Origin of the sequence: Noviherbaspirillum denitrificans (genome assembly GCF_002211445.1) — a bacterium.
Classification (GTDB): domain Bacteria; phylum Pseudomonadota; class Gammaproteobacteria; order Burkholderiales; family Burkholderiaceae_D; genus Noviherbaspirillum; species Noviherbaspirillum denitrificans.
In genome coordinates this window covers 1,334-22,753 of the sequence record NZ_LSTO01000002.1, presented here as the reverse complement: position 1 = coordinate 22,753, position 21,420 = coordinate 1,334, and the positions used below count along the sequence as shown (strand labels likewise).

Sequence of the window (21,420 nt, the reverse complement as noted above, 5' to 3'; positions counted from 1 at the left end):
CGCGCGATACCGGCGGCTACATCGTCCAGGATGCGGGGCACTGGGTATTCGACGGCACGGGATTGCGCAACGGCGATGAGTTCGGCAGGGACACGTCACCGCCGCTGGTCGGCTATGAATGCGACGGCGCGCCGCTCGATGCCTTCGACAACGGCATCGCGACCTTGTCGAAAGAGGCCGCGCGCTGCGGCACGCCGCCGGGATTCCAGCTCCTCGCAGCGGCACCGCTCGGTTCCGGCTGGCAGGAGCGGCCGCCGCGCGAGATGCACAAGGCGGGCGAAGGCATCCATGCCGCGACGATGGGCATCCACACGCGCCATGGCACCGTGTTCACCGCCGGCACCACCGACTGGGCGCAAACCCTGGGACAGGACGCGCGCGTGGACCGGATCACGCGCAATGTCGTTGCTCAGCTGTCTTCCCACTCCACGCGGCCGGCAAACAGGTAGCCCGCGCCGTACACCGTCTTGATGAGCACCGGATGGCTGGGCGAATCGCGCAGCCGCTTGCGCAGGCGCGACACGCGCACATCGATGCTGCGGTCGTAGGGTGACAGGTCGCGGCTGCCGGCAAGGCGCTCGCGGTCGAGGATGCGGTTCGGGTTTTCGAGGAAGAGGGTCAGCAGGCGCGCCTCGGCCGCGCTCAGCTCCTCGCTCCTGCCCGCATCGTCGGTGAGCGTCAGGTTGGCCGGTTCAAACAGCCATTCGGCGAAGCGGGCACGGCGCACGCTCGCCTTCGCGGCGGGCAGATCCGGCGCACCGCGTCCGGTGCGGCGCAGGATGCTGCGCACGCGGGCGACCAGTTCGCGCGGTTCGAAGGGCTTGGTCATGTAATCGTCGGCGCCGAGTTCCAGCCCGATCACGCGGTCGGTGAGGAAGCCGCGTCCGGTGACGATCAGGATGCCGCAGCGTTGTTCCGACTGCAGCCGGCGCACGAGGTCGAGGCCGTCGCCGTCCGGCAGGCCGAGGTCGATGATGCACAGCGCCGGTGCGCGTTCACGCATCAGCCGCAGCAGTTCGGCGCCGGTGCGGCACCACTCGGCGGTGAATCCAAAATCGCGCAGCGTGGTCTGCAGCGTACGCGCGACCAGGTGGTCGTCTTCCACGACGACGATCAGGCGGCTGTCATCCGTCATGACAGGGACCCCGCAAGGGCGGCGGCGAGTTCGGGTTTGGTGAAGGGTTTGTCGAGCAACGGGAATTCATCCGCCCCGGCGCTGCCGTGGTCATAGCCGCTGATGAGCAGGATGCCGATGTCCGGACGCGTCGCCCGCACATTGCGCGCCAGCGCCGGCCCGTCCAGCCCGCCGGGCATCACCACATCGGAAATCACGTAGCGTATCTCGTCGATCTGCGACAGCAGGTCGAGCGCTTCCCGTCCATCGGCCGCCTCGACCACCATGTAGCCGAGGTCGACCAGCTGCCTGCGCACCACCTGCCGCACGTCGGCATCATCTTCGACGAGCAGCACCAGCGGCGAGGTCCGGCTGCGCGTGGAGACGGCATCCGGTTCGGCGGTCGGCGCGGGCACCTTTTCGGTGGCGGGCAACAGCAGCGAAACGACCGCGCCTTCGCCGGGTGCGCTGCGGATGCGCAGGGCACCGCCCGACTGCTGCGCGAAGCCGTACACCATCGCCAGCCCGAGCCCGCTGCCACTGCCGAAGCGCTTGGTCGTGAAATAAGGTTCGCAGGCGCGCATCAGCGTCGAGCTGTCCATGCCGTGGCCGGTGTCGGCGACGGTGAGGGAAACATAGCGCCCTGCAGGCACACCGAGCGCAGCCGCTTCGCCCGCATCGGCCTGCAGCATGGCGGCCGACAGCGTCAGCGTGCCGCCCGCCGTCATCGCATCGCGCGCGTTGAGGCAAAGGTTAAGCAAGGCGCTTTCCAGCTGGTGCGGATCGGTCATCGCATGCGCGAGGCCGCCGCCAACCTGCAGCGACAGTGTGATGTTTTCCGGCAGCGAGCGGCGCAGCAGCGTGCGCAGGCCGTCGACCAGCTCGACGACATCCACCGGCCGCGGCTCCAGCGGTTGCTGGCGCGAAAAGGTCAGCAGCCGCTTGATCAGCGCCGCGCCGCGTCGGGTGGCGAGCAGCGCCGGTTCGACCAGTTCCTGCGCGTCCGCGTTGCCGCGCGTGCGCTCTTCCAGTGCCGACAAATTGCCGAGCACGACCGTCAGCATGTTGTTCAGGTCATGCGCGATGCCGCCCGCAAGCTGGCCGACCGCTTCCATCTTCTGCGCCTGCATCAGCGTCGCCTGCGTGCGCTTCTGTTCGGTGATGTCGGCCGAGAGCACGAACGCACCCTGCACCTCGCCGTCGTTGTCCACCTCGGGCACCATCTCGCTGCGCGCATGGCGCGTCTCGCCATCCACCTGCATCGCGTATTCGTAACTCACCACTTCGCCGGCCAATGCGCGCTTGATATAGGCGCCCACCTCGTCGTACAGCGCCGGTCCGATCACCTCGGCCACCGGGCAGCCGACGAATTCATGCGGCGCGCGGCGGAACCATTCGAGATAGCCGCGATTGGCGAATCGGTACACCTCGTCCTTGTCGATGTAGGCAATCAGCGCCGGGATGGCATCGGTAATCAGGCGCAGGCGCTCCTCGCTGCGGCGCAGTTCGCGCGTGCGTTCGAGGACGCGCTGTTCCAGGTCGGCGTTGCGCTCGCGGATCAGCCGTTCCGCCTTGCGCTGTTCGGTGATGTCGGTGTACAGCGTGACAAATCCGCGGTGCGGCAGCGGCACGCCGCGGATCGCGATGATCTGGCCGCCGGGCCGTTCCCGTTCGGTGGTGTGGGGCTGGAACTGGCGCGCCGCGTCCACGCGCTCCCTGACCAGTGCGTCGACATCGCCCGGGCCGTATTCGCCGCGCTCGGCGTTGTAGCGCATGAAGGCTTCAAACGGCGTGCCAATGCGCATCAGCTCCTGGGGGAATTCCAGCATCTCGGCAAAGGCGCGGTTGCCCGCCACCAGCCGCAAGTCCTGGTCGAAGAGTGTAAAGCCCTGGTCGATCAGGTCCAGGCCTGCCTGCAGCATCGCCATGCGGTTGTCGAGATCGCCGAAGAGGTCTTCTGCTTGTGCGGCCATGCCTGCGCTCCTATAGTCCAGCCCGATTGTAATCATCGCACGCGGGCTGAAAAAGCACCCCGTTACGATTCGATACATTTGCGAAAAACTTGCGCAATCCTTCCTTCCTACACTCCAGTTTCCAAAACCATAATCAGGAGACTTTCATGAACCGCTTCGTCCGCAAGACCGCGCTGGCCGCCGCCTGCTGCGCCGCACTGGCCGCTCCGGCCTCCGCCCAGGTGTCCGACAACCTCGTCAAGATCGGCGTGCTGACCGACCTCTCCGGCACCTATTCCGACATCGCCGGCAGCGGCGCCGTGCTGGCCGCGCGCATGGCGGCGGAAGACTTCATGGCGGCGGAAAAGCCGTCCTTCAAGGTCGAGATCGTTTCGGCGGACCACCAGAACAAGGGTGACATCGCCGCCAACCGTGCGCGCGAATGGTTCGACACCGAAAAGGTCGACGCCGTCAGCGAGCTGGTCACCACCTCCACCGCGCTTGCGGTCATGAAGATCGCCAAGGAAAAGAACCGCATCGCGCTGATCTCCGGCGCGGCGTCGACGCGCATCACCAACGAGGATTGCAATGACGTCACGGTGCACTGGACCTACGACACCTATGCTGTCTCCAACGGTACCGCGCGCGCGGTGGTGAAGCAGGGCGGCAAGAGCTGGTTCTTCCTGACCGCCGACTATGCGTTCGGCGTGTCGCTGGAAAAGGATGCCTCCGAAGTTATCAAGGCCAATGGCGGCAGCGTGGTCGGCGCGGTGCGCCATCCCTTCCCGAGCTCGGATTTCTCGTCCTTCCTCGTCAGCGCGCAAACCTCGAAGGCGCAGGTCGTCGGCCTCGCCAACGCGGGCAGCGATACCATCAACGCGATCAAGCAGGCTGCCGAATTCGGGCTCACGCCCAAGCAATCGCTGGCCGGCCTGCTGATGTTCATCAGCGACATCCACACCCTCGGCCTGAAGGCGACGCAGGGCATGTACCTGACCGAAGGCTTCTACTGGAACCTGAACGACGCCACCCGCAACTGGTCCAAGCGCTTCTTCGAGAAGCAGAAGCGCATGCCGACCATGGTGCAGGCCGGCATGTACTCATCAGTCATGCATTACCTGAAGGCGGTGAAAGCCATCAACAGCGACGACACCCAGAAGGTGATGGCGCAGATGAAGAAAACCCCGGTCAACGATTTCTTCGCCACCAACGGCAGCATCCGCGCCGACGGCCGCATGGTGCATGACATGTACCTGCTGCGCGTGAAGAAACCGGAAGAGTCGAAGACCCCGTGGGATTACTACAACGTGCAGGCTGTGATTCCGGCGGCGGAGGCATTCCAGCCGCTGTCGCAATCGCGCTGTGCATTGGTAAAAAAATAAGTTTTAGAAGCAGGGAACGCGGCGCGTCATCCCGCGCCGCGTTTCCCATACGGAAATCCGCTTGCAGACCTGTCGTAACTTTACGGTATGGTCTTGGCAAATAATCATCGGTATGCTTCGCCGATCACAGTCGCAGTTCAACCTGGAGAAGAAAGCCATGCCTCACATGTACGACGCCGGACTCGAACGCAACGCAGCGAATTACACTTCCCTGTCGCCGCTGACCTTCATTGAACGCGCCGCGGCCGTGTATCCCGAGCGCCTCGCGATCGTGCACGGCAGCCTGCGCCGCAACTGGGCCGAGACCTACGCGCGCTGCCGCCAGCTCGCCTCGGCGCTGTCGAAGGCGGGCATCGGCCTCGGCGACACGGTGGCCGTGATGCTGCCCAACACGCCGCCGATGGTGGAAGCCCATTTCGGCGTGCCCATGACCGGCGCCGTGCTCAACTCCCTCAACACCCGCCTCGATCCGGAATCGATCGCCTTCATGCTGGATCACGGCGAAGCAAAGGTGGTCATCGTCGACCGTGAATTCTCAGGCGTGATGGAAAAGGCGCTGGCCCTCACCAGCCGCAAGCCGCTGGTGGTCGATGTCGACGATCCGGAATACACCGGCGCCGGCGAGCGCATCGGCACCATCGAATACGACGCCTTCGTCGCCGGCGGCGATGCGGGCTACGACTGGCAGCTGCCCGCCGACGAATGGCAGGCGATCTGCCTGAACTACACCTCCGGCACCACCGGCAATCCCAAGGGCGTGGTCTACCACCACCGCGGCGCCCTGCTCAACGCCGTGTCCAACATCCTCGAATGGGACTTGCCCAAGCACCCGGTCTACCTGTGGACGCTGCCCATGTTCCACTGCAACGGCTGGTGCTTCCCCTGGACCATCGCCGCCCGCGCCGGCGTCAACGTCTGCCTGCGCCGCGTCGATGCCGCGACCATCCTCGGCCTGATCCGCGAACACAAAGTCACGCACTATTGCGGCGCGCCCATCGTGCACAGCCTGCTGCTGGCCGCCCCTCAGGAACTGAAGGCCGGCATCAACCACCAGGTCAAGGCGATGGTGGCCGGCGCTGCGCCGCCGGCATCGATGATCGAAGGCATGGAAAAGATGGGCTTCGACATCACTCACGTCTACGGATTGACCGAGGTCTACGGCCCGGCGTCGGTGTGCGTCAAGCATGAAAGCTGGAACGAGACGGACATCGGCGAACGCGCGCGCCTGAATGCGCGCCAGGGCGTGCGCTACCACCTGCAGCAGGGCATTACCGTGATGGACCCGGACACCATGCAGCCGGTGCCCGCCGACGGCGAAACGATGGGCGAGATCATGTTCCGCGGGAACATCACCATGAAGGGCTATCTGAAGAACGAGAAAGCGACGCAGGAAGCCTTCGCCGGCGGCTGGTTCCACACCGGCGACCTGGCGGTGATGAACCCGGACGGCTACGTCAAGATCAAGGACCGCAGCAAGGACATCATCATCTCCGGCGGCGAAAACATTTCCAGCATCGAAGTCGAGGATGTGCTGTACCGCCATCCCGCGATCATGGCCGCGGCGGTGGTCGCCAAGCCGGATGCGAAGTGGGGCGAAACGCCATGCGCATTCGTCGAAGTGAAGCCGGGCGCGGAAGTGCTGGCCGAGGACATCATCGCGCACTGCAAGCAGCACCTGGCCGGCTTCAAGGTGCCGCGCGCGGTGGTGTTCGGCGAACTGCCGAAGACCTCGACCGGCAAGATCCAGAAGTTCGCGCTGCGGCAGCAGGTGAAGTCGACGGAAGCGCTGAAGTAATAGACTGAAAAGGGCAGATGCATTGCGTGCATCTGCCCTTTCGTCGCATTACACCAGCAATTTCACCCGCACCACCCGCTCCCCCTCGTCGTAATCCACATTCAGTTTCCCGTCATACGCATCCATCAAGGCATCGCAGATGACATGCGCAAGGCGGACATCCGTCGTCGCCACGTCCAGCCCGCCGTCCTGCGGCTCGATGGCCATCACGCGGCGCAGCGGATGCGCGCTTTTTTCGCGGTGCTCCACATCGCGCACCATTTGCTCGACCTGTCCGGTGTAGTCCTGCGCGAACTGTCCCGAGATCGTCACGTAGGCCGCGGCACGTCCTTCCGCGGTACGCCGGCACGCCGGACACCGGATCTGCATCGCATGCGACGGCGCCGAAGTCCACTGCCAGTGGCCCTCGCTGTACACCGCGCCGCATTCGGTGCATACCGCAGGCGATGCCGTTTTTTCCGCATCGCGCTGCGCATCGTGCGGTGGTTCATCGAGGATCTCGAGATGCCTGCCGGGCTGCACGGAAGGCGAGGAAGGATGAACGGATTTCATGGGCATATTCTCCTTTCACTACCACCATAGACCATTCTCGGTGGATGCAAAGTTCATTCAACGCAGATGGTGGTGACAGGAAATCCGGCGCGGGACTACAATGAATGCATCACCTTCACCTCAAGGACCAGCCATGACGACGAATGAGAATTTCAGCCTCGACCGTGTCCGCAACCTTGTAGCCGCGATGGAACAGGAGCTGGCCAGCGCGCCCGCGGACCGGCCTGACGTGTTGGTATTGCGGGATGAAATCGCGCACCTCAAGCAACTCCTGGCCAGCGACGACCAGCACGGCGAGGTGAAGGAAAAGCTGCACACGGTGCGTGGCACCCTGCAGGACATGACGGCGCGTGTCGAAAGCGAAGTGCTGAAAGACAGCCGCTACATCGCCGAGATCGGCCGCATCCTCGGACTGGTCTGAATCTATTCCTGCGGGTGCCGTCCAAGGTACCCGCGGGCGTCCCTTTGCGCGTCGATTCGTTGACGCGAATCAAACGTTTTCCCCTACGAAACATCATCTTCAAGCATCCCGGCACACCCGTTCGATTTCGTTGACCCGGGTCAAGCCGCGTTGGTGCTTTGGCAAAGTCCTTGTTGTACTCTGCGACGCACTCATTTTGGAACACAAGGAAGTGGAACATGCTGACTACCACCTACTCCATGGTGGTGCTGTCCAGCGAGCAGCAGAACACGCGTCGCATTCTCGGCAAACTGGAACAGTACCTTCACAACGGATCCTGGCTGTGCGCCGACGGCGTCGACCGGGTCTGGCTTGAACGCGTCCTTCACACCTTGATGAAGGTGCACCGGTATTGCCACGAGCGCAAGGTCGAGTTGTATGTGATTCCGGCGCTGCGCCGCAGCACAGCGGATGCCGCAAATCTGCTGGAGCGCATCGACGAACTGTGCAGCGACGCCAAGCGCATCCTGCTGCATGTGTGCAGCCAGTTCGAGAGTGCCGAGTCGGGCCGGTTTGCTGACATCCGCGCACTGGTCACCACCATCGAACTCTATTGCCGTCAGCTGGCGGCGCGGTTGTCACTCGAAGAGGATGAACTCTTCCCGGTCGCGCGCCGGCACTTGTCCACCGAAGCCTGGTTCCACATCGCGGCATCCTGCCTGCCGCGACAACGCCACGTCCATTGATTGCCATGCCATCAGGGGAGAAACGATGACAAAGCGGCGCCAGCCAATTCCTGTCTTCCACCCTGAACGGCATCGTCTTCACCCCGGCGAGCCAGGGGCCGGCTGCGTTTCCATCGGCGGCAGTTTCGCCCTGGAACACCACGATGAAATCATCGACCTCGTGCGCCGCTTCGAAGAGCGCGAGAACGCGGATTACCCGGCGAAGCGGATCGTGTCGGTCCGCACCAGCGCCGACAACCTCCTGATCAATACCAACGACGTTCGCCTCGCCCGCGCCATCGCCGAGACGCTGCACAAGACCTACCAGGGCGAACTGCGTTTCCATTTCGACGACGCGGACTGCCAGATGCGCGTGCACTGGCAGCGTTAGGGCGCCTCGCCATGCTGCAGGGCGGGCGCGACGAATTGCCGGCTGCGCGGCCCTCCCTAATGCTTCTTGTTCGCCTCGATCGCCTGCGTCCAGATCGCCGTATCTTCCGGCGTCATGTTTCCTAGTGGTGTGACGCGTCCATCCTGCAGGCCTTCCTGTTCGATATCCTTCAGGTACTGTTCGCGGGACAGCAGCGTGCCGAGACAGATACTGTGTTCCGGTGACGCCGAACTGGTCTCCATGCGCAGCCGCTCGGTCAGTTCGTCCATCACTGCAGCCGGAACGCGATGCCGAGCCGCTGGATAGGCAAAGCCGAACAGCACGAGATGGCTCAGCAGGACCCGCCAATGCGGCCCGAAGCGGTGGAGCAGCCGCTGCCAGTCGAGCCGTTCGCCGCGGGCATGGATAAGGTGGATGATGTCGGCGCCGTCGAAGCGCTCGCGCTCCATGATGAACGCCTTCGACCAGATCATTTCCTCGGCCGGGCAGATCTTCACGTTCACGCCGTGCACGTTCGCATCCACCGCATGCTCGAACCAGATGTCGTCCACCTCGGCGACCCCGTTGCCCGAGCTGAAAATCAGGTCGATGTACACGTCGTCCAGATGGATCTTGCCCAGCCAGTGCGGAAAGGTAAGCACGGCCTCGTGGCCTTCGCGTCGCAGCGCTTCGCTGATCGGTTCGAAATCGGTACGGCGGATGAAGATGTCGAGGTCGCGCGTATGGCGGGTGATTCCGGTGTAGCGGTTGAATGCATAAGCACCGCCGACGAGGAAGGGCACGCCCGATTCGTTCAGGAGGTCGAGCACTTCGCGATAGAAGGCTTCGACTTCCGGCTCGGGGTTTTCCGCGGTGCGCAGGATCGAGATGGCGGCATCCATGATGGTTCCCCAATCGACACGATGATGACAACAAGAATCAGCAAAACTTATGCCACGGAGTTACGGTCTTTAGAGAGGGTGTTATGAACCAGGAAAGGGGGGCTCTCCATGGTTCATAACACCCTCTAGAACAAGATAGTCAGAAAGGAGCGTACGGTGGTCTCACAGGAAACTATTCGGTTCGCAGCAGTGGGCGATATCCATTGCAAGAAGGAATCGGCAGGCAGCCTGCGCAATTTTTTCTCGCAGGCAGCGGAGTCGGCGGACGCGCTGCTCCTGTGCGGGGACCTGACCGACTATGGTTTGCCGGAAGAGGCGAAAATCCTCGCCGACGAGCTCTCCGCGGCGCGCATTCCCATCGTTGCGGTGCTTGGCAACCATGATTACGAATCAGGACAGCCGGACCAGGTGCGCCGCATTCTTGCCGATGCAGGTGTGCGCGTGCTCGACGGCGAGCCCTGCGAAATCCATGGCGTGGGTATTGCAGGAGCGAAAGGCTTCTGTGGCGGCTTCGGCAGGGGTTCGCTCGGTCCGTGGGGGGAGGTCGCGATCAAGCACTTCGTCAACGAGGTGATCCAGGAAGCGCTCAAGCTGGAAGCGGCGCTGGCAAAACTGCGCACGCAACAACGCATCGCGCTGCTGCATTACTCGCCGGTCGCGGCGACTGTGCAGGGAGAGCCGGTGGAGATCTTTCCCTTCCTCGGATCGAGCAGGCTGGAAGATCCGCTGCTGCGCTACCCGGTCAATGCCGTGCTGCACGGCCACGCGCATCGCGGCACGCCGGAAGGAAAGACAGCGAATGGCATTCCGGTATACAACGTCGCCAAGCCCTTGCTGCAACGGACATGGACAGACCGGCCACCGTTCCGGATTATAGAAATTCCAAAATCGGATACCCCTGTAATGTAAAGTTGACCGATCGCGCAGCGGGTTTTCCTGTTTCGACTTGTATCAAAATGTATTGAGAAATCGCAATAGTTGCGCTCGGCATCTCATATTCATGAGAGGGGGTGCGCGACATTTCTCAACAAGTTTGAACATCACCGGCCATCTTAAGATTGGCCTAAGTTTTATGTGGGAACATTCCCTCCGTCAATCGCAGCCATGCCGCATTTTTCCTGGCGCGGCTGCCATCAACCGGAGGAGTAAACATGACCGACAAGTCGATTTCACCTGCACGCCAATCCGGCGCCGCCGGCGACAAGCCGCGTACCGGCGATGCCATGACCCGCATGTTCCGCAGCCGCAGTTCGGACCGGCAACGCGCCGAGCGCGAACGGCGCGACCGCTACGGGCGTTTCGGCGGACGTTGAACGCAGTCTGAAATCCTTCCCGCAAGGGAAGACACGGGCATATGAAAAGGGCCTGCATCGAACGATGCGGGCCTTTCTGTTTTTCCGCCCAATTTCCATGAAGATTGCCGCCGCCCCGGCCACGCGCCTACAATCGGGGATTACCGCCACTCCCGCGCTGTCCCCATGAAGGTATTGCTTGTAGAAGACGACATCATGATCGGTGAGAACATCCAGATCGCCTTGGAAGGCGAGGGACTCGCCACCGATTGGGTGAAGGACGGCCGCGATGCGGAGAAGGCCCTCGCCGGGCATGCCTTCGACGCGATGCTGCTCGACCTCGGCTTGCCGCGCATGGACGGCATCGACGTGCTGCGCAACCTGCGCGCGCGCGGCGACCGCCTGCCGGTGATGGTCATCACCGCGCGCGACACGGTTGCCGAGCGCGTGCAGGGACTGAACAGCGGCGCCGACGATTACCTCATCAAGCCCTTCGACCTGGAAGAACTCATCGCTCGCCTCAATGCGCTCATCCGGCGTGCAACGGGTGGCGCCGATCCCGTCTACCGCCGCGGCGACGTCGTGGTGAACCTCGCGACGCGCCAGGTGCTTGCCGCCGGCAAGCAGGTCATGCTTTCCTCGCGCGAATGGGCGGTGCTCGAAGCGCTGGTCACGCGCCCCGGCGCCATCCTCTCTCGTGCCCAGCTGGAAGAGCGCCTGTACGGCTGGACCGGTGACGTGGAAAGCAATGCCGTCGAAGTCTACATCCACGGCCTGCGCAAGAAGCTCGGCACGCAGCTCATCGTCAACGTGCGCGGCCTCGGTTACATGGTCGAGAAAACATAATGCGTTCGCTCCGGATTCGCCTGCTCATCCTGCTCGGCGCCTTGATCATGGTGGCAACCGCGGTACAGTTTGCCGCCTCCTTCCGCGCTGCCATGCAGGAAGCCAACGACCTGTTCGACTATCACATGGAACAGATCGCGCTCGCGTTGCAGGACAGCGCCTACCAGCAACCGTCGTGGTACAAGTCGTCCAGCGGCGGCGACATGGCCGGCTTCGATTTTGTGATCCAGATCTGGACCGACGACGGCGTGCGCGTCTATCAGTCACGTACCTACCGCGCGCTGCCCGAGCGCGGCGAGCTCGGCTACTCCAACGTCATGCTCGACAACGGTGAATGGCGCATCTACAACGTGCAGAACGGCACCCGCGTGATCCAGGTCGCGCAAAAGGTCGATACCCGCCGTGACCGCGCGATCTCGCTCGCCGTTCATTCACTGTGGCCGTCGATCCCGGTGTCGGTGCTGCTGTTCGCCGCCGCATGGTGGGTGGTCAGCGCCGCGCTCTCGCCGCTCAACCGCATCGGCCGCGACCTCGCCACGCGCAACGCCGACTCGCTCGACCCGGTGGACGCCGAAGGCGTACCGGCGGAAGTGTCGCTGCTGGTGGCCGAACTGAACTCTCTGCTGGCCCGCATGGCGCAGGCCCTGCACGCCCAGCAGCGCTTCGTTGCCGATGCCGCGCATGAACTGCGCTCGCCGCTGACGGCGCTGAAGCTGCAGGTACAGACGCTGGCGCGTGCCAAGGATGAAATGGCGCGCGCGCAGGCGGTCAACCGGCTGCAGGGCGGCGTTGACCGCGCATCGCGCCTCGTCGAGCAATTGCTTGCGCTGGCGCGCCAGGATCCCCTGTCCGAGGGCTCGGAAATGAGCCTGATCCCGCTCACCGCCTGCATCGAGCAGGCGGCCGGCGATGTCGCACCGGTTGCGCTGGCGCGCCATACGCAGCTCGATTACGGTGCCTACGCCCATGTCGATGTCATGGGCGACGCCGAGGGCTTGCGCATCCTGGTGCGCAACCTGCTCGACAACGCAGTGCGCTACGCCCCCGAACACGGCCGCGTGCGCATCGACCTTGTGGTCGACGGCCCGGTTGCCTGCCTGACGATCCAGGACTCGGGTTCCGGCATCCCGGAGGAAAACCGCGACCGCATCTTCGACCGCTTCTATCGCGTTCCCGGCACCAGTCCAAGCGGCAGCGGCCTTGGGCTGGCGATCGTCAAGGCAATTGCCGAGCGGCACGACGCTTCTGTCGAACTCGGCCAAGGCGAATTCGGCGGCCTCGCGGTCACGGTCCGCTTCCCGCTGCCAAAGGACGCGGCGACGCCCGAACCGGCTGCGATGACAGCCTGACGTGGTTGTCTTAAGTTTCCCCTAAGTGTTATAGGGCAAGATGGAGACTCTCAGCCGCGATCGGATCGGATGTCGCGTTTTCGTTGCCGAGACAGAGTTAATCTGATTTCCCTATTCGGCCCGTCCGGTTCATCCCGCACGGGCCGTTTTTTTGCCTTCGCATGGCATACTCACGGGATTTCGTCTTCCCACCGTCTCGCCATGAAATGCGCCATCGTCCCCGTCACGCCGTACCAGCAGAACTGCAGCATCCTCGTCTGTGAAGAAACCAGGCGCGCCGCCATCGTCGATCCCGGCGGCGAAGTGCCGCGCCTGCGGGACGCGCTCAAACAGCTGGACGTGACCCTGGAAAAGGTTTTCCTCACGCACGGCCACATGGACCACTGCGCGGCAGCGGACCTCGTCCGCAAGGAATTCGGCGTGCCTATCGAAGGGCCGCACATCGATGACAAGTTCTGGATCGACCAGCTCGCGGAAGCCTGCCGCCGTGTCGGTTTCCCGCATGCCGATCCGTTCGAGCCGGACCGCTGGCTGAATGATGGCGAATTGGTCACTTTCGGCGCGCAGACGCTGGAAGTACTGCATTGCCCGGGCCACACGCCGGGGCATGTCGTGTTCTTCCATCGCGGTGTCCGCCTCGCGCTGGTGGGGGACGTGCTGTTCCAGGGCTCGATCGGCCGCACCGATTTTCCGCGCGGCGATTACGACACCCTGATCGATTCCATCCGCAACAAGCTCTGGCCGCTCGGCGACGACGTGACCTTCGTGCCGGGCCATGGCCCGGCATCGACCTTCGGCAACGAAAGGAAAAACAATCCCTTCGTCGCCGACATGCGGTTCGGTTGAAAGCGGGGAGGGCGTCAGCCGCTGTGGCCGGCGCCGCAGCACACCTTGCAGCCGGTTACCCTCTCGAAGTGCGACTTTGCGGCTTCGAGGGCATCGCTGCAGCGGGTGAATGTCCCGAGGTGGATTCCATTGTCGCCTTCAGGCAGGTAGGTGCAGCGCGGAACGTGCACCTCATGTTCGCCGTTGGGCAGGGGCTGTTTGTTGACGTAGTAATGCTGCACTGCGCACCTCCTGATGTTGTCGATGACACTGCGCGGCCCATGCTAATCAAACCCGCACGACATTTCCTTAACCTGAAATAAGTTCGCCGAACAAAGTGCGGCCATTCCGCAGGCGAAAAAAAGCCCGCTGCAGCGAGCGGGCGAAGCCACATCTTGCGATATGGTAGAGACAACACCTTGGGACTCAATGCGCCGTCGCAGGAGGAGGCAGCGGCGCGAATGCAATACGTGGGCGCCGTTCCCGCTCAGCCAGCGGAAGCGGCGCAACCTTCATCAGAAGGTGTGGCGGACACCGAGGTTGAACGCCTTGTTGCCGGAACCGGCTTCCGTGTTGTTACCGACGGTGAACGCAGCGCCACGCTTGTTGTTGATGCGGGCGTAGGCGGTGTAGAAGTCGGTACGCTTGGAGAGCGCGTAGGAATAACCCAGCGCCCACTGGTTGGCGTCACGGTTCAGCGCGGAGTCGTCATCCTTGCGGATGAACGACGCCATCAGCTTGTGCGCGCCGAACGGAACGGTTGCGCCGACCAGCAGATCGTTGCTGTCGATCGCGCCCAGGCCTTTGTTCTTGCCGTAGGCGAGGTGCGCCTTGGCAACGCCGAAGTCGTAGGTACCTGCCAGCACGGTGTTCTTCGCGCTGTCCGTGGCTGCCGCGTTGTTCAGCTTGTGGTAGCCTAGGCCGACCTTCAGCGGACCTGCGCCGTAGGACAGCGATGCGCCAATCGCGCGGCTGCCCGAGTTGTTGCCGGCGACTTCACCGAAACCGTAGGCCAGCTCGCCCGTCACGCCGCCCCAGGACGGGGAGGTGTACTTGACGGTGTTGTCCATGCGGGTGCCGGAGTTGGCCATCAGGTTGGAGAAGCGGCCTGCCATGCCGTTGCCGAACGGATCGGCAGCAGCGGAAACCAGGTAATGCGGGGTGTACTGGCGGCCGAAGTTGGTCGCGCCGAATTCGCCCTTCAGGCCGACGAATGCCTGGCGGCCGAACAGCAGGCCGCCGGTCAGGGCGCCGGTGTCTTCATTGAACCCATTCTCCAGCACGAAGTTCGCGGACAGGCCGCCACCGAGGTCTTCGGTGCCGCGGAAACCGATGCGCGAAGCGGATGCGACACCGCTGGTCAGCTTGGTAACGGATCCGGCGGCAGCGCCCTTTTCCAGCACGATGCCGGTATCGACCACACCGTAGATGCTCACGTTGGTTTGTGCCGAAGCGGCGCCGGCGAAGCTGCCGATCACGGCGAGCGCGAGTAGCGATTTCTTCATTCTGTTGATCCTTGGAGTTGAGAGGTGAACCAGATATGCGTATCCACGAGTGCGGATGCATCGAACGATAGAGGCAGCGTGGCCGGGTGATCCAGAGGCTTGGTGAGTTGATTTCCGCGCGCTTGTTAAAAGATGGATGAGGGGCTGCGCATGCGTCGCCTTTTCACAACGAGGTCGTTGGCGTGGCGCGACTGGCTGCCAATTTTGTGCGCTTTATCGAGCAAATATGCACGCCCGATTCTTGATAGTCGCTGTGGCGGGGCGGGCTACGTGAAATTACGAATAACGGAAAAGTTGCCAAATCGCTACGCTTCTTGGGAGCTTAGCCGGAACAGCCTCGTGTTCCGCCCCTCCATCCAACCGAGAACAAGCATGGCAACTCGAGATTTATTGCCGGTTATCCGCGCGGCGCGCGCCGGAGACCCTGCGGCACAACTGACACTTGGTCGGCATTACCTGTTCGGCGGCAGCGGCCTTCCGCGAAATCCCATGTCAGCACTGCACTGGCTCGATCGTGCCGCCCGGCGGCAAGTGGAGGAGGCCTGGATGCTGATCGGTGAACACGTTTCCTATGAAACCGCGCGTCACGCGACCTCTGTCGGTGAATTGCTGCCCTGGTACGAAAGGGCATTTAACGCCGGCGTGGCGCAGGCGGGCCTGACGCTGGCGCGGCTCGTGATGGAGAACGCGTCGCTGCGCGATGCATGGCAAGAAAAGGCCATGAAGGCGCTGCATGCGGCGGCACAGGCAAACCTGCCCGAGGCGCAATGGCTGCTGGCACAGCAAGGCGGCGGTTCGCCGGCGTCCGGGAAAGTTGTGCGCGATGTGCGCAAACCTTCTTCCTCGCCGCTCGAATGGGCGGCAAGCGCGGCCGACGCCGGCATCCTTGCCGCCCGCTATGCACTAGCGGAACGGGCATGGGCGGTTGCGGACTACGCCGCTTTCCTCCGCTGGTCGCTGCCTCTCGCGCGTGAACTCCTGCAGCGCGGCGGTTGAACGTGAACATGCCAATGCAACTTGCCCACGTTGCTCCGGCGTGGTCGCAGGAAGAAATCCGCCTCCTCGCACGGACCGCGCATGCGCTGATGATGAGCAAGGACGGCGACAAGCGGGAAGCACTGCGCTTCCTCGAATGCGCGGCGGCCGCCGGCGACCGGGATGCGCAGATGTCGCTCGGGCTGCTGCTGGCGCGCATGGATATCAGCGGACAGCGCAGCGACACGCTCGGCGGCATCGCCAATTACAAGGAAGCCATCCGCTGGCTGTCGCTGGCTGCGGATCAGGGGATGGAAAAGGCCTGGTATGCGATTTCCCGGATATACCAGAAGGCGGAATTCTCGCAGCGCAGCCTGTCGCAATCCCATGCCTACTTGTGCAAGGCGGCATCCGCCGGTTACCACGTTGCGCAACGCGAACTGGGCATGCTGGTTTGGCGCACCCGCAAGGGCGACGCGAGCAGGGATGTGCTGGCCCTCTACTGGCTGCACAAGGCGGCATCGCAGGGATGCGGTGAGGCTGCGGTGCAATTGAAGAAACTTGCCTCGTGTCCGCAGCCTGCCGCATGGGCGCTGGAAGCGCAGCGCCAACTTGCACAGCATGCGTTCAAGGTGCCGCTCGTCCTGAATGCGCGTATCGCACTGGCGGCTCGCTTCGGGCTGTCACTGCCGGAGGCCTTGCTGATCGACGTCGCAGCGGCAGATCGAGGGCACTGCCTGCTGGTCGATATCCGCTCCGAGTATGCGAGAGGGCGAAGGCGGCTGATCCTGGTGGACGGCGATGAGGACCGCGCGGAGGTCGATCGCATCGTGCACTCGCTCGAGGGATTCGATTGCGGGCCGGGTGGTCCAGAGGGGCGTTACCGCCAGCGGCTGTACCGGTTGAAAAAACTCGTGCCTGATTGGAGCGCTGTGCAACGCACCTTGAAAGGCGATTCCGCAGATGCCTGACTCGGGTCAAGGAATTCGCACGGCGGCTGACGGGTGCAGGGGGCAGGCGCTGCGGACCGGGAGTATACTTTCCGCAAGAATAAGAACAGACAGGGCAAACCGGCTGAAAAGCCGGGACGCAAAGCTTCCGGCCTGACGGGGAGAAGTTTCCCAAGGTAGCGGAGCCGCCTCCCGATGCGGAGCCTCGCATCAAAGGCGTGTCCTGTCCGCACACACGCCCTGACATGTTGAAGCAAGCCGCCGCCGTTCTCGTCCTCATCGCGCCCGCTCTTGGCTGGGCCGAATGCGGATTCTCCAGTAGCAACTCCGAAATGACGATCGTCGTCTCCCGGCAGTCCCACAACAAATGCTTCCAGTCCGAGCAGTTCCGCACAGCGTTCCGCGACAACCTTGTCGCGTCGGTGAAGAGCATGGAACAGAATGCGCCCGCGACCGCGCGCGTCGCACGTCGTCCGCGGCCGCCGGGCATGCCCCTGCCGGTACAGCAAGCCGAGATGTATTACGGCCAGAGCGCCAAGCGCTGATTACAGTTCCTGGTCCCGGTACCACACCATCTGGTGCGTCGTTGCCAGGAGGATGCCGTTCCGCGACCAGACCTTTCCCTCCTGGTCGTAATACCCGCCGTTGAATGCGTTGGCTTTCGCGGTGGCGAAGGTGTGGTGTCCCTCGACCTTTGCCAATGCCTCGCTGTCCGCGTGGAAGTTGATCGTCAGTGTCACCGTCGCAATCGGCGTGGGCCCGCCCTTGCGCACGAAGATGCGCGGGATGAAGGTGTCGCAGTGGGCGGCGATGGACGGGAAATCGAGCGCGCGCGGCGGCACGTCGCTGATCCAGCATTGCGTATCGCTTTCGCTGCCGCCCGCGAGCGGGTCGCAATCGACGTAGCGCACGTCATACCGGTCCAGGAAGGGCACCTTGGCGGGTGATGCATAGCGCTCGATGCCTTCCGGCGCCGATACCGGCGGCAGCGTTGATTCGGTGTCGGACCAGGCATCGCGCCGCGCCGCGAAGACGGCTGTTCCCGTGATGACCGGCTCCGCATCGTCGCCTTGCCGGATTTCCATCAGCCAGTGCTGTGTCGAGCGACCGGTGCGTACCGGATGCACGCGCACCATGAATTCACCCTTGCGGATAGGCCCGGCGAAGTTGACGGTCAGCGCCAGCGGATCGCCGAGCCGGCGAGGATGGGAAAGCATTGCCTGCATCAGGGCGGCAACCGTCGTACCGCCAAAGGGTGAAATCGCATTCCAGTAGGGGGCGGACGTCGCGCCGCGATAAAGGTCGTCGCCGCAAGGCGTCAGAGCAATGGCATTATCGAAAGGATGGGGGGACATGGCGTTCCGCTTGAATTGAAAATACGAACAGTCGTGCTTTTCAATGGTAGCCAAATTCGGCGAATGCTGCAGGCGTGCAAAAAATCAGGAGAATCTCAAAAATTGCCCTATGGATATACTTTCGGCGGTCGTCTGCTATACTTCCTTATCAATTCATCCGCAGGGCAAACCGGTCGAAAGGCCGGGACGCAAAGCTTCCGGCCTAACAGGAACGACGTTCCTCATGGTAGCGGGGCCGCCTTCTGAAGCGAAGTCACGCTTCACGCTTTGGCATGCCTTGCTTATTCGGAATGCCGATGCGAAAAGTCCTCACTGCCGTGCTGTTGCTTCTGCCTGCCGCCGCGTTCGCGGAGTGCGGTTTCACGCGCACGGGAAATGCAATGACGATCGTGGTCGGCAAGGACGCCAAGTGCCTGTCTTCGGGCCAATTCCGTGCCGCCCTGAAGGCGGATATCGCCGCTGCTCTGGAGGAGCAGGACGTGCAGGCCGAACGCAAGCGCGCGTACGATGACCGCAATTCGCGCGGATCCAAGCTGTGGGCGATCGCGGAGCGGCGGCACCAGGAGGGCGGCGGTTATTTCGGACAGCGGCGCTAGGCCACGTCCAGCCCGTAGCGTAATTCAATGATCTCGACTTCCACCGGTTGGGGCACTTCGGGCCGGAACAGGAGCCAGTGCGCCTCCCTGCCGCCGGGCTCGAGCAGGACTTCTGTTCCCAACCTGGAGGCCAGGCGCTTTGCCGCCCGCCGCGCAAACTGTTCGCTGCTGCATGGGACGCTGATGCCGAGCGCAAATCCCTGCGGATAGCCGACAACGAGCGGTAGATCCGGTGGAATGCCGAAAGACTCCGCCAGTGCCGGCTGCAAGGCCGCCGCCGGGACCGGCTTCCGCAGGAACAGGACGACCTCCGCGTCCACGGCGGCCGCTCAGTCGGCCCGGCGGTTCAACCGGGACACCAGCAGCGCGCCGCCGATTGCCATTGGCACCAGAGGCAGGAGTTGCAGCACCAGCTGGCGTTCGATCATACCGTTGCGTGTGAGAAAGGCGACTAGTCCGGCCAGGATCAGGATGAGCGGGAAGACGAGTCCTTTGCGGCTTTCACGGGTGCGGGTAGCGTTCATGTCGGTTCTCCTTGTTGAGATGGCTCCACGATAGGGCAGGCGACGGGGTGACGCCATCGTGATGCGATGAAATGCGCGGATCGCGGATTGAAGCGCAGGTTTGGCGGAGTGGACGCGATAGAATGCGCTCTTCAACCAAAGATCTTTCCTGTGATGAGCGCATATCCTGTCATCCATTGGAGCGAGGCAGGGCAGGAACGCTCCGCCCGCTGGCGCTCCGAAGCTGCCGTACCGCCGCCCAAACGGGTCGTCATCGCCGACGACCGCACCAATGCCGATACCGCCTACCGTCTTGCCTGCGAGGGCACGGCATTGTTGTGGCGCGGAGATTTTCAGAACGCACGGCAATTGCTGCAGGCACTGGCGAGGCGCACCGACCGCAAGCCCAAAACCGGCAAGGCGCCGCCTGCCACGCCGGCCGACGCCTTCCACCTGCATCGCAAGGCGCAGGCGCAACGCACGCGCATCCTTGGCATGCTGCTGCTGCCGTTCGATGCGGGCCATCTCCTTCCGCTGCGCAGGGCACCGGACGTGCACGATGCATGTGAGGAGGCTTACGGCCCGGCCCCTGAGCCCTATGTCGCGTCACTGCGCGAGCTGCAGGGCCTGATCGGCGCGCATGAGTGGCGCAAGAAGGGTGTCGAGATTCCTGCGCTCGGTGCGCGTATCCATCCATGGTACGGCGTGTTTTCACCGGTGCGCGGCGAGTACGTGGACCTGGTGGCAAAGGCGCCCCTGCCGTCGAAAGCGCTGGCGTTCGACATCGGTGTCGGCACGGGAGTATTGTCCGCCGTGCTGGCGCGTCGCGGCGTCGCACGCATCGTGGCGACCGACCAGGATGCCCGCGCACTCGGCTGCGCGAAGGAAAATCTCGACCGCCTCGGCCTGGCGCCGCAGGTCGAACTGCTCGGCGCCGATCTCTTTCCTCCAGGGCGGGCGCCGCTCATCGTATGCAATCCGCCGTGGCTGCCTGCGCGGCCGAGTTCTCCCATCGAATACGCCGTCTATGATCCCGACAGCCGCATGCTGCGCGGCTTCCTCGACGGACTGGCCGCCCACCTCGAACCGGGTGGCGAAGGATGGCTGATCCTGTCCGACTTTGCCGAGCATCTCGGACTGCGCACGCGGGAGGAGCTGACGGGATGGATCGCCGACGCAGGGCTCAAGGTGGCGGGCAGGCTGGATGCGCGGCCGCGCCATCCGAAGGCGGCGGACGCGACCGACCCGCTGCATGCCGCCCGTGCGGCGGAAGTCACGTCGCTCTGGCGGCTAGTCCGCTGACTCGACCCGGTTGCGTCCCAGTTGCTTGGCGCGCAGCAGCGCGTGGTCCGCTTCTTCGGTGAGGCCGGCCGCCGTGTGGTGAGTGCTGGGGAAGGCGGCGACGCCGGCGCTGAAGGTCGCGTACAGGGTACCGGCGGGATGCGCATGCGGCAGCGCCGAAAAATCGCGGCGGATGCGGTCGATGACCGGCAGCGCGCGCGCCAGGTCGACACCGGGCAGCGCGATGATGAATTCCTCGCCGCCATAGCGGCCGATCAGGTCCACCGAACGCAGGCGGCCCTTGAGCAGCCAGGCCAGGCCGCGGATCACCTGGTCGCCAACCGGATGGCCGTAGGTGTCGTTGATCGCCTTGAAATGGTCAATGTCGATCATCGCGACGGTGAGCGATCCCTGGGCTTCGGTTTCCTGCACCAAAGCCTGCAGCCGCGACTTGGCCGATGTGTGGTTGAGCAGGCCGGTCAGGCCGTCGAGGCGCGTCGAGCGCCGCGTTTCGCGGAAGCGTTCGATCCGGGTCTTGACCACGGCGGCGAGCAGCACCGGATTGAAGGGCTTCATCAGGAACTGGTCGCCGCCCAGGCGCAAGGCTTCCACCTGCATGCCGACATCCGATTCACCGGACAGGTAGACAATCGGCAACGCGTTGTAGGGCGCCATCTGGCGAAGCACGCGCGTCGCCTCCACGCCGTTGAAGCGCGGCATGTGCATGTCCATCAGCACGAGGTCCGGTTTG

General features: G+C 63.7%; 26 protein-coding genes and 2 riboswitches. Of the genes, 16 read left to right on the top strand and 10 right to left on the bottom strand.

Annotation, left to right across the window (positions count from 1 at the left end; translation table 11 throughout):
- Positions 1 to 449, top strand: a 449-nt coding sequence (locus AYR66_RS23620; protein WP_337367481.1) for a N,N-dimethylformamidase beta subunit family domain-containing protein, incomplete at its 5' end; no start/stop codon positions are given.
- Here the strand turns inward: AYR66_RS23620 and AYR66_RS23615 are convergent.
- Both AYR66_RS23615 and AYR66_RS23610 read right to left on the bottom strand, forming a co-directional pair.
- On the bottom strand, positions 410 to 1,135 hold the full coding sequence (locus AYR66_RS23615) for a response regulator transcription factor (protein ID WP_088710042.1): 726 nt from the start codon (positions 1,133 to 1,135) through the stop codon (positions 410 to 412). The genes AYR66_RS23620 and AYR66_RS23615 overlap by 40 nt on opposite strands.
- The gene (locus AYR66_RS23610) at positions 1,132 to 3,087 is read right to left on the bottom strand and encodes a PAS-domain containing protein (RefSeq protein ID WP_088710041.1); all 1,956 of its coding nucleotides are present in this window, start codon (positions 3,085 to 3,087) and stop codon (positions 1,132 to 1,134) included. Before AYR66_RS23610 ends, AYR66_RS23615 begins: the two co-directional genes overlap by 4 nt.
- A 146-nt stretch (positions 3,088 to 3,233) precedes the next feature.
- On the opposite strand from AYR66_RS23610, the gene AYR66_RS23605 reads away from it, so the two are divergent.
- Together AYR66_RS23605 and AYR66_RS23600 are read left to right on the top strand one after the other, a co-directional pair.
- Positions 3,234 to 4,448 (top strand): ABC transporter substrate-binding protein, encoded by a 1,215-nt coding sequence (locus AYR66_RS23605; RefSeq protein ID WP_088710040.1) that lies wholly within the window; start codon positions 3,234 to 3,236, stop codon positions 4,446 to 4,448.
- 157 nt (positions 4,449 to 4,605) lie between these two features.
- The gene (locus AYR66_RS23600; RefSeq protein ID WP_088710226.1) at positions 4,606 to 6,243 is read left to right on the top strand and encodes an acyl-CoA synthetase; all 1,638 of its coding nucleotides are present in this window, start codon (positions 4,606 to 4,608) and stop codon (positions 6,241 to 6,243) included.
- Between the two features lie 48 nt (positions 6,244 to 6,291).
- Here AYR66_RS23600 and AYR66_RS23595 read toward each other — a convergent pair whose 3' ends face one another.
- Positions 6,292 to 6,795, bottom strand: coding sequence for a BCAM0308 family protein (locus AYR66_RS23595; protein WP_088710039.1), 504 nt, complete (start codon positions 6,793 to 6,795; stop codon positions 6,292 to 6,294).
- Between the two features lie 133 nt (positions 6,796 to 6,928).
- Between AYR66_RS23595 and AYR66_RS23590 the strand changes: the two genes are divergently transcribed.
- The 3 genes from AYR66_RS23590 to AYR66_RS23580 all read left to right on the top strand — a co-directional run bounded on the left by AYR66_RS23590 (position 6,929) and on the right by AYR66_RS23580 (position 8,311).
- Positions 6,929 to 7,216, top strand: coding sequence for a hypothetical protein (locus tag AYR66_RS23590; protein ID WP_088710038.1), 288 nt, complete (start codon positions 6,929 to 6,931; stop codon positions 7,214 to 7,216).
- Positions 7,217 to 7,434: 218 nt separating this feature from the next.
- Complete coding sequence (locus AYR66_RS23585) at positions 7,435 to 7,941, top strand: hypothetical protein (protein WP_088710037.1); 507 nt, start codon at positions 7,435 to 7,437, stop codon at positions 7,939 to 7,941.
- A gap of 25 nt (positions 7,942 to 7,966) precedes the next feature.
- The gene (locus tag AYR66_RS23580) at positions 7,967 to 8,311 is read left to right on the top strand and encodes a hypothetical protein (protein WP_088710036.1); all 345 of its coding nucleotides are present in this window, start codon (positions 7,967 to 7,969) and stop codon (positions 8,309 to 8,311) included.
- A gap of 56 nt (positions 8,312 to 8,367) precedes the next feature.
- Here the strand turns inward: AYR66_RS23580 and AYR66_RS23575 are convergent, their stop codons facing one another.
- Positions 8,368 to 9,192, bottom strand: coding sequence for a nucleotidyltransferase (locus AYR66_RS23575; RefSeq protein WP_088710035.1), 825 nt, complete (start codon positions 9,190 to 9,192; stop codon positions 8,368 to 8,370).
- Positions 9,193 to 9,348: 156 nt separating this feature from the next.
- Between AYR66_RS23575 and AYR66_RS23570 the strand changes: the two genes are divergently transcribed.
- The 5 genes from AYR66_RS23570 to AYR66_RS23555 all read left to right on the top strand — a co-directional run bounded on the left by AYR66_RS23570 (position 9,349) and on the right by AYR66_RS23555 (position 13,525).
- Positions 9,349 to 10,101, top strand: a complete 753-nt coding sequence (locus AYR66_RS23570; RefSeq protein WP_088710034.1) for a metallophosphoesterase family protein — start codon at positions 9,349 to 9,351, stop codon at positions 10,099 to 10,101.
- Between the two features lie 242 nt (positions 10,102 to 10,343).
- Complete coding sequence (locus AYR66_RS29065; protein ID WP_170942348.1) at positions 10,344 to 10,505, top strand: hypothetical protein; 162 nt, start codon at positions 10,344 to 10,346, stop codon at positions 10,503 to 10,505.
- A gap of 165 nt (positions 10,506 to 10,670) precedes the next feature.
- Complete coding sequence (locus AYR66_RS23565; RefSeq protein ID WP_088710033.1) at positions 10,671 to 11,330, top strand: response regulator transcription factor; 660 nt, start codon at positions 10,671 to 10,673, stop codon at positions 11,328 to 11,330.
- Positions 11,330 to 12,679, top strand: coding sequence for an ATP-binding protein (locus tag AYR66_RS23560; RefSeq protein ID WP_088710032.1), 1,350 nt, complete (start codon positions 11,330 to 11,332; stop codon positions 12,677 to 12,679). Before AYR66_RS23565 ends, AYR66_RS23560 begins: the two co-directional genes overlap by 1 nt.
- Before the next feature lie 201 nt (positions 12,680 to 12,880).
- Positions 12,881 to 13,525, top strand: a complete 645-nt coding sequence (locus AYR66_RS23555) for an MBL fold metallo-hydrolase (RefSeq protein WP_088710031.1) — start codon at positions 12,881 to 12,883, stop codon at positions 13,523 to 13,525.
- A 14-nt stretch (positions 13,526 to 13,539) separates the two neighbouring features.
- On the opposite strand, the gene AYR66_RS23550 is transcribed toward AYR66_RS23555, so the two are convergent.
- Together AYR66_RS23550 and AYR66_RS23545 are read right to left on the bottom strand one after the other, a co-directional pair.
- Positions 13,540 to 13,746, bottom strand: a complete 207-nt coding sequence (locus AYR66_RS23550; RefSeq protein ID WP_088710030.1) for a hypothetical protein — start codon at positions 13,744 to 13,746, stop codon at positions 13,540 to 13,542.
- Between the two features lie 273 nt (positions 13,747 to 14,019).
- Complete coding sequence (locus tag AYR66_RS23545) at positions 14,020 to 15,009, bottom strand: porin (RefSeq protein WP_088710029.1); 990 nt, start codon at positions 15,007 to 15,009, stop codon at positions 14,020 to 14,022.
- Between the two features lie 489 nt (positions 15,010 to 15,498).
- Here AYR66_RS23545 and AYR66_RS30240 point away from each other — a divergent pair, with 489 nt between their 5' ends.
- The 3 genes from AYR66_RS30240 to AYR66_RS23535 all read left to right on the top strand — a co-directional run bounded on the left by AYR66_RS30240 (position 15,499) and on the right by AYR66_RS23535 (position 17,479).
- The gene (locus tag AYR66_RS30240) at positions 15,499 to 16,005 is read left to right on the top strand and encodes a hypothetical protein (RefSeq protein WP_234815060.1); all 507 of its coding nucleotides are present in this window, start codon (positions 15,499 to 15,501) and stop codon (positions 16,003 to 16,005) included.
- A gap of 8 nt (positions 16,006 to 16,013) precedes the next feature.
- Positions 16,014 to 16,955, top strand: coding sequence for a tetratricopeptide repeat protein (locus tag AYR66_RS30235; RefSeq protein ID WP_234815059.1), 942 nt, complete (start codon positions 16,014 to 16,016; stop codon positions 16,953 to 16,955).
- Between the two features lie 83 nt (positions 16,956 to 17,038).
- A riboswitch (cyclic di-GMP riboswitch) is annotated at positions 17,039 to 17,127 on the top strand.
- Positions 17,128 to 17,179: 52 nt separating this feature from the next.
- Entirely contained in the window at positions 17,180 to 17,479 is a 300-nt protein-coding gene (locus AYR66_RS23535; RefSeq protein WP_088710028.1) for a hypothetical protein, read from the top strand.
- On the opposite strand, the gene AYR66_RS23530 is transcribed toward AYR66_RS23535, so the two are convergent.
- Positions 17,480 to 18,289 carry an acyl-CoA thioesterase gene (locus AYR66_RS23530; RefSeq protein WP_088710027.1) on the bottom strand — a complete coding sequence of 270 codons (810 nt, stop codon included), beginning with the start codon at positions 18,287 to 18,289 and terminating at the stop codon, positions 17,480 to 17,482.
- A gap of 153 nt (positions 18,290 to 18,442) precedes the next feature.
- Positions 18,443 to 18,532: riboswitch (cyclic di-GMP riboswitch) on the top strand.
- A gap of 53 nt (positions 18,533 to 18,585) precedes the next feature.
- Here AYR66_RS23530 and AYR66_RS23525 point away from each other — a divergent pair.
- A complete protein-coding gene (locus tag AYR66_RS23525; RefSeq protein WP_088710026.1) occupies positions 18,586 to 18,885 on the top strand; it encodes a hypothetical protein in 300 nt (99 codons plus the stop codon).
- Here AYR66_RS23525 and AYR66_RS23520 read toward each other — a convergent pair.
- Both AYR66_RS23520 and AYR66_RS23515 read right to left on the bottom strand, forming a co-directional pair.
- Positions 18,882 to 19,205, bottom strand: coding sequence for a hypothetical protein (locus AYR66_RS23520; RefSeq protein ID WP_088710025.1), 324 nt, complete (start codon positions 19,203 to 19,205; stop codon positions 18,882 to 18,884). The genes AYR66_RS23525 and AYR66_RS23520 overlap by 4 nt on opposite strands.
- A 9-nt stretch (positions 19,206 to 19,214) precedes the next feature.
- On the bottom strand, positions 19,215 to 19,409 hold the full coding sequence (locus AYR66_RS23515; protein ID WP_088710024.1) for a hypothetical protein: 195 nt from the start codon (positions 19,407 to 19,409) through the stop codon (positions 19,215 to 19,217).
- Positions 19,410 to 19,562: 153 nt separating this feature from the next.
- On the opposite strand from AYR66_RS23515, the gene AYR66_RS23510 reads away from it, so the two are divergent.
- Positions 19,563 to 20,690, top strand: coding sequence for a methyltransferase (locus AYR66_RS23510; RefSeq protein WP_088710023.1), 1,128 nt, complete (start codon positions 19,563 to 19,565; stop codon positions 20,688 to 20,690).
- Here AYR66_RS23510 and AYR66_RS23505 read toward each other — a convergent pair.
- A partial coding sequence (locus AYR66_RS23505) for a diguanylate cyclase response regulator (protein ID WP_141104313.1) occupies positions 20,679 to 21,420 on the bottom strand: 742 nt, incomplete at its 5' end. The genes AYR66_RS23510 and AYR66_RS23505 overlap by 12 nt on opposite strands.

Coding starts and splice junctions, on each gene's coding strand:
- AYR66_RS23615 (WP_088710042.1), bottom strand. CDS start 1,135: ATGACGGATGACAGCCGCCTGATCGTCGTCGTGGAAGACGACCACCTG.
- AYR66_RS23610 (WP_088710041.1), bottom strand. CDS start 3,087: ATGGCCGCACAAGCAGAAGACCTCTTCGGCGATCTCGACAACCGCATG.
- AYR66_RS23605 (WP_088710040.1), top strand. CDS start 3,234: ATGAACCGCTTCGTCCGCAAGACCGCGCTGGCCGCCGCCTGCTGCGCC.
- AYR66_RS23600 (WP_088710226.1), top strand. CDS start 4,606: ATGCCTCACATGTACGACGCCGGACTCGAACGCAACGCAGCGAATTAC.
- AYR66_RS23595 (WP_088710039.1), bottom strand. CDS start 6,795: ATGAAATCCGTTCATCCTTCCTCGCCTTCCGTGCAGCCCGGCAGGCAT.
- AYR66_RS23590 (WP_088710038.1), top strand. CDS start 6,929: ATGACGACGAATGAGAATTTCAGCCTCGACCGTGTCCGCAACCTTGTA.
- AYR66_RS23585 (WP_088710037.1), top strand. CDS start 7,435: ATGCTGACTACCACCTACTCCATGGTGGTGCTGTCCAGCGAGCAGCAG.
- AYR66_RS23580 (WP_088710036.1), top strand. CDS start 7,967: ATGACAAAGCGGCGCCAGCCAATTCCTGTCTTCCACCCTGAACGGCAT.
- AYR66_RS23575 (WP_088710035.1), bottom strand. CDS start 9,192: ATGGATGCCGCCATCTCGATCCTGCGCACCGCGGAAAACCCCGAGCCG.
- AYR66_RS29065 (WP_170942348.1), top strand. CDS start 10,344: ATGACCGACAAGTCGATTTCACCTGCACGCCAATCCGGCGCCGCCGGC.
- AYR66_RS23565 (WP_088710033.1), top strand. CDS start 10,671: ATGAAGGTATTGCTTGTAGAAGACGACATCATGATCGGTGAGAACATC.
- AYR66_RS23560 (WP_088710032.1), top strand. CDS start 11,330: ATGCGTTCGCTCCGGATTCGCCTGCTCATCCTGCTCGGCGCCTTGATC.
- AYR66_RS23555 (WP_088710031.1), top strand. CDS start 12,881: ATGAAATGCGCCATCGTCCCCGTCACGCCGTACCAGCAGAACTGCAGC.
- AYR66_RS23545 (WP_088710029.1), bottom strand. CDS start 15,009: ATGAAGAAATCGCTACTCGCGCTCGCCGTGATCGGCAGCTTCGCCGGC.
- AYR66_RS30240 (WP_234815060.1), top strand. CDS start 15,499: ATGTCAGCACTGCACTGGCTCGATCGTGCCGCCCGGCGGCAAGTGGAG.
- AYR66_RS30235 (WP_234815059.1), top strand. CDS start 16,014: ATGCCAATGCAACTTGCCCACGTTGCTCCGGCGTGGTCGCAGGAAGAA.
- AYR66_RS23535 (WP_088710028.1), top strand. CDS start 17,180: ATGTTGAAGCAAGCCGCCGCCGTTCTCGTCCTCATCGCGCCCGCTCTT.
- AYR66_RS23530 (WP_088710027.1), bottom strand. CDS start 18,289: ATGTCCCCCCATCCTTTCGATAATGCCATTGCTCTGACGCCTTGCGGC.
- AYR66_RS23525 (WP_088710026.1), top strand. CDS start 18,586: ATGCGAAAAGTCCTCACTGCCGTGCTGTTGCTTCTGCCTGCCGCCGCG.
- AYR66_RS23515 (WP_088710024.1), bottom strand. CDS start 19,409: ATGAACGCTACCCGCACCCGTGAAAGCCGCAAAGGACTCGTCTTCCCG.
- AYR66_RS23510 (WP_088710023.1), top strand. CDS start 19,563: ATGAGCGCATATCCTGTCATCCATTGGAGCGAGGCAGGGCAGGAACGC.